The sequence below is a fragment of the Bradyrhizobium sp. genome (assembly GCF_030697065.1).
Classification (GTDB): Bacteria; Pseudomonadota; Alphaproteobacteria; order Rhizobiales; family Xanthobacteraceae; genus Bradyrhizobium.
Genome location: NZ_JAUYQU010000235.1, coordinates 1 through 4,885 on the forward strand (window position 1 = coordinate 1; position 4,885 = coordinate 4,885).

A 4,885-nucleotide genomic window follows, 5' to 3' on the forward strand; every position below is an offset into this window, starting at 1 on the left:
ATCCGGCAGCCTTGCCGCCGGCGACGAGATCGTCATCCTGCCCGCGGGCAAGATCGCCAGGATCAGGACCGTCGAGAGCTGGCCGGTCACCCCTATGCCGGAAAGCCAGGGCGCCGGCCGCTCCGTCGGCATCACGCTCGACCGCGAATTGTTCGTCGAACGCGGCGACGTCATCGCCCATGTCGGAAGCACGCCGCGCGACACGCGGCGGCTTCGGGCGCGGATCTTCTGGCTGCACGACAAGCCGCTGGTGGAAGGCGCCTCGATTCTGGTCCGGCTCGGCACACGGGAAACCCGCGCCACCGTGGTCGCGATCGTGAAGGCGGTCGACCCCGGCGAACTCGCGAGCGTCGAGACCAGGGCGATCGCGCGCAACCATGTCGGCGAGATCGATATCGCGCTGGCGCAGTCGATCGCCGCCGATCCCTACAGCGACAACCCGCGCACCGGCCGCCTCGTCATCGAACTCAACGGCCGCATTGCCGGCGGCGGGCTGGTGCTGTCGGTCGATTTCGGCCAGCGCGCCATTCCCGTCGATATCGTCCCGGTGGAATCCGCGCTGCGCCCCGACGAGCGCTCGGCGCGCTACCGTCACGGCGGTGCGGTGGTCTGGCTGACGGGACTGCCGGGCTCCGGTAAATCGACGCTGGCGCGCGCGCTGGAGCGCCGGTTGTTCACCACCGGCGGCTCGCCCATTCTGCTGGATGGCGACACCTTGCGCGCCGGCCTCAACGGTGACCTCGGCTTCTCCGCGAAAGACCGCAGCGAGAACATTCGCCGTCTCGCCGAAGTCGCCACCCATCTGGCGCGCAACGGCCACATCGCCATCGTCGCCGCGGTCTCGCCCGCGCGCGACGACCGCGCCGCGGCGCGCCGCATCGCCGACACCGTGTTCCGCGAAATCTATGTCGCGACCCCGGTTGAAGTCTGCGAAAGCCGCGATCCCAAGGGCCACTACGTCAAGGCGCGCGCTGGTGCGCTGCAGGGCTTCACCGGCACCGGCAACGACTACCAGCCACCGAACGGCTGCGAACTTGTTATCGACACCTCGACGCGCCCGGTCCCCGACGCCACTGACGAGATCGAGCGGATGCTGGCACGATCCGGCATTCTGTTCGATGAACTGGTCGATCTCGCCGCCAATATCTAGGGCATTCGAGGCCCTTTGGGGCCTTCTCATCCGCCCGGCTTTATGGCTAAAAGGGCCGCAGAAATTGCCCCTTGGCGCGCTTTTTGCTGTGTTCATTCCTGAAAACAGCCTGTAACCGCCGTTTCCTGCCGGGAAAGCCCCTCATGAATCGTATCGATGCCCATGGACTGAAGATCGCCCCCGTTCTGTTCGATTTCATCGCCGGGGAGGCGACCCCCAAGACCGGGATTTCGCCTGACGCGTTCTGGGCAGGGCTCGCCGCCATCCTGCAGGAACTCGCGCCGAAAAACCGTGAATTGCTCGCCTTCCGCGACACCCTGCAGGCAAAGATCGACGGCTGGCACCGCGCCAACAAGGGCAAGCCGTTCGACATGAATGCGTATACAGCGTTCCTGAAGGAGATCGGCTATCTGCTGCCGGAGCCGGCGACCCGGACGGTCGAAACCGCCAACGTCGACGAAGAGATCGGAAAAATCTGCGGGCCGCAGCTGGTGGTGCCGCTCACCAACGCGCGCTACGCCCTCAACGCCGCCAATGCCCGCTGGGGCAGCCTGTACGATGCCTTCTACGGCACCGACGCGATCCCGCACGATCCGGGCGAGGTCGGCAAGGGCTACAACAAGGCGCGCGGCGACAAGGTGATCGCCAAGGCAAAGGCCTTTCTCGATGAAGCCGTGCCGCTGGCGACCGGAAGCCACACCGATGTGACCGCCTACAGCGTGATCGCAGGACAGCTCGCGGTCAAACTGAAGAGCGGCAACGCCACCGCGCTGAAGAACGGCGCGCAGTTCGCCGGCTACCAGGGCGATGCCGCCGCGCCGACCGCGATCCTGCTGGTCAACAACGGCATGCACATCGACGTCAGCATCGACCGCAGCCACATGATCGGCAAGGACGATCCGGCCGGGGTCGCCGACATGATCCTGGAATCGGCGGTCTCCACCATCCTCGACATGGAAGACAGCGTCGCGGCGGTCGATGCCGAGGACAAGGTGCTGGTCTATCGCAACACGCTCGGCCTGATGGACGGCACGCTGTCGGCCGACTTCGAAAAGGGCGGCAAGACGCTGAAGCGCGCGCTCAATCCCGACCGCGTCTATACCACGCCGGACGGCAAGCAACTCACACTGCACGGTCGCAGCCTGCTGTTGATGCGCAATGTCGGCCATCACATGTTCACCGACGCGGTGCTCGACGCTTCGGGCAACGAGATTCCCGAGGGCATTCTGGACGCAGCGGTCGCCGGCCTGCTCGCGATCCACGATCTCAGGGGCAAGTCGAAGACGAAAAACAGCCGCACCGGCTCGGTCTACATCGTCAAGCCGAAGATGCACGGCCCCGACGAGGTGGCATTGACCTGCGAACTGTTCGGGCAGGTCGAGAAGATGCTGGGACTGCCGGAAAACACCATGAAGGTCGGCATCATGGACGAGGAGCGCCGCACCACGGTCAACCTCAAGGCCTGCATCCAGAACGCCTCGAAGCGGATCTGCTTCATCAACACCGGCTTCCTCGACCGCACCGGCGACGAGATCCATACCTCGATGGAAGCGGGTCCCATGATCCGCAAGAACGACATGAAGGCGCAGCCCTGGATCAAGGCCTATGAGGACTGGAACGTCGACAACGGGCTGATCGACGGGCTGCCCGGCCATGCCCAGATCGGCAAGGGCATGTGGGCCGCCCCGGACAAGATGGCGGACATGCTGACGCAGAAAATCGGCCATCCGCAGGCCGGCGCCACCACCGCCTGGGTGCCGTCGCCGACCGCCGCCACGCTGCACGCGCTGCACTATCACCAGGTCAACGTACAGGCGCGCCAGCAGGAACTGAGCAAGGGCGGCCCGCGCGCCAAACTGTCCGACATTCTCACCATCCCGGTGTCGCAGTCGAACTGGGCGCCCGACGACGTCAAGCAGGAGATCGACAACAACTGCCAGGGCATTCTGGGTTATGTGGTGCGCTGGATCGACCAGGGCGTCGGCTGCTCCAAGGTGCCCGACATCCACGACGTCGGCCTGATGGAAGACCGCGCCACCTTGAGGATCTCGAGCCAGCACCTGGCGAACTGGCTGCACCAGGGCGTCATCACCAGGGAGCAGGTGATGGAGTCCCTGAAACGCATGGCGGTGGTGGTGGACGGACAGAACAAGGGCGATGCCGGGTACCGGCCGATGGCGCCCGGTTTCGACGGCGTCGCCTTCAAGGCCGCCTGCGACCTGATCTTCAAGGGCCGCGAGCAGCCGAACGGCTACACCGAGTTCATCCTCACGGCACGGCGCCGGGAAGCCAAGGCAGCAGGCTGAGCGCAAGATATGAATCTGCGGCAGGCCAACAGCGGCTCGCCGCAGTTTCTTCCGGAACGTCCGGCTCGCCCGGCCGTTGACAGCCCATCGCAACTCAACAGGAGATGACGATGGATTGGAACCGGGTTGAAGGCAATTGGAAGCAGTTCAAGGGTGCCGCCAAGGAAAAATGGGGCAAGCTGACCGATGACGACCTCGACGTGATCGAGGGCCGCCGTGAACAGCTCGAAGGCAAGCTGCAGCAGCGCTACGGCTACGCCAAGGATCAGATCAGCAAGGATGTTGACGACTGGTTCGGGACGCTGAAGTAATCGACCCGACAGAAAAGCCCCGGTCTCGGCCGGGGCTTTTTTTCGTCGAGGGTCCTGCCCGGCCTAGAATACCGCGAGCATTTTCAGCAGCGAGATCACGCCGATAACGATCACCACGACGCGGGCGATCTGCTTGGCGCGGCCATCGAGCGGCAGCAGATTGATCAAATAGAGAATGAGGATAACGACGAGAAACGTGACGAGAGCACTGATGAGCATGGGGATCCCCTGAGGCGTCGTTAAAGCGCGAATGGCTGCCTGATCAACGCCGGTGGACCGGCCCGGTTCCCGCGACGGAACCTTATTTTATTGCAAGGGATTCATATTTTCAACGGCCCCGCAACGCCATTTCACCCCCGCAGCGCGATTCTCATTCCTGAGCCACCACCGGCACGCGCTGGTAGCGGGCCTGAACGCGGTCCGGGGCGGGTGAGAAGTTGAGCGACGCGCCGCGCTTGTCCGGACGGCCGGCGACCATCAGACCATCCGCGGCGGCGACGATGTCGCCCCGCCGCAGGGTCGGATCGTCCTCGATACTGACCGGGGCGAGGCCGATCTGGTCCTTGCCGTTGCAGGTGCAGCCGGCGACCAGTTCCTCGCGATAGCGAAACGCGTTCGGCAGTTCGGAATAGGGTTTGCCGGTTTCCGTCGCGGCATGATCGATGCTGCTGCCAAACACCAGCTTGGTGTCGCTGGCGGGACAGAAGCTGTTGCATGCCTCGGCGCGGCTCTGCTTATCCGGCCCGTTGACCGGGAAATAGCGTCCGTCGCAGGTGCGCACGCAATAGGCCTGGCCGACGCCATACCGCGGGCGGGCCTCGCGCTGCGGGGCGAATTGCCCGCCTTCGCTGGCAAACGGCATGTGGATCTGCGGCGCGCGCGCGCGGGCCATGCCGCCGAACAGGGCCGAGAAGAAATCCTGCGCCTGCGCGGCGGGAGCCAGCGCCGAGAAGCACAGCAGCGCCGCAACTCCCAACGCCAACCGCTTGCCTGACAGCCGGGTCATCCTGGGCTCCGGATCAATACAGCGAGGACGTCGAAAGGATCATCGCCTGGCGGCCCGGCACGGCCGTGGTGGCGACGGGGCGCGGCGCGGCCGCCGGGCGAACCGTGATCGT

5 protein-coding genes are annotated in these 4,885 nt (G+C 65.2%); 3 read left to right on the forward strand and 2 right to left on the reverse strand.

The genetic code is table 11. The annotated features are described in order from the left end of the window. The 3 genes from cysC to Q8R73_RS18585 all read left to right on the forward strand — a co-directional run. A partial coding sequence (cysC, locus tag Q8R73_RS18575) for an adenylyl-sulfate kinase (RefSeq protein WP_305721010.1) occupies positions 1-1,150 on the forward strand: 1,150 nt, incomplete at its 5' end. A gap of 143 nt (positions 1,151-1,293) precedes the next feature. Beyond that, positions 1,294-3,456 (forward strand): malate synthase G, encoded by a 2,163-nt coding sequence (locus Q8R73_RS18580; protein WP_305721011.1) that lies wholly within the window; start codon positions 1,294-1,296, stop codon positions 3,454-3,456. A 110-nt stretch (positions 3,457-3,566) separates the two neighbouring features. After that, entirely contained in the window at positions 3,567-3,767 is a 201-nt protein-coding gene (locus tag Q8R73_RS18585; protein WP_305721012.1) for a CsbD family protein, read from the forward strand. Positions 3,768-3,830: 63 nt separating this feature from the next. On the opposite strand, the gene Q8R73_RS18590 is transcribed toward Q8R73_RS18585, so the two are convergent. Together Q8R73_RS18590 and Q8R73_RS18595 are read right to left on the reverse strand one after the other, a co-directional pair. After that, complete coding sequence (locus Q8R73_RS18590; protein WP_304869081.1) at positions 3,831-3,986, reverse strand: Thivi_2564 family membrane protein; 156 nt, start codon at positions 3,984-3,986, stop codon at positions 3,831-3,833. Positions 3,987-4,137: 151 nt separating this feature from the next. Further along, the gene (locus Q8R73_RS18595) at positions 4,138-4,773 is read right to left on the reverse strand and encodes a DUF2865 domain-containing protein (protein ID WP_305721013.1); all 636 of its coding nucleotides are present in this window, start codon (positions 4,771-4,773) and stop codon (positions 4,138-4,140) included. Positions 4,774-4,885: the final 112 nt, after the last annotated feature.

Bases quoted from the DNA above. Each gene is read 5' to 3' on its own strand.
- Q8R73_RS18590 (WP_304869081.1), bottom strand. From the start codon at position 3,986: ATGCTCATCAGTGCTCTCGTCACGTTTCTCGTCGTTATCCTCATTCTC.
- Q8R73_RS18585 (WP_305721012.1), top strand. From the start codon at position 3,567: ATGGATTGGAACCGGGTTGAAGGCAATTGGAAGCAGTTCAAGGGTGCC.
- Q8R73_RS18580 (WP_305721011.1), top strand. From the start codon at position 1,294: ATGAATCGTATCGATGCCCATGGACTGAAGATCGCCCCCGTTCTGTTC.
- Q8R73_RS18595 (WP_305721013.1), bottom strand. From the start codon at position 4,773: ATGACCCGGCTGTCAGGCAAGCGGTTGGCGTTGGGAGTTGCGGCGCTG.